The following is a 228-nucleotide window of genomic DNA, read 5'->3' as shown; positions in this document are numbered from 1 at the left end:
CGCACCCCTCGCGGGTGCGTGGATTGAAATGTAAGACGAGAAGTAAGAACACTAGATTAATAATAGTCGCACCCCTCGCGGGTGCGTGGATTGAAATTATTGAGGATTTGCAAAAAAAAGAGTTACCAAAAGTCGCACCCCTCGCGGGTGCGTGGATTGAAATTTGTGATTGTCTTAATCTTGATAAATTTCTTATAAGTCGCACCCCTCGCGGGTGCGTGGATTGAA

Origin of the sequence: Peptoniphilus sp. DNF00840 (assembly GCF_001553125.1) — a bacterium.
GTDB classification, from domain to species: domain Bacteria; phylum Bacillota; class Clostridia; order Tissierellales; family Peptoniphilaceae; genus Peptoniphilus_A; species Peptoniphilus_A vaginalis.
This window is presented reverse-complemented; position numbering follows the sequence as displayed.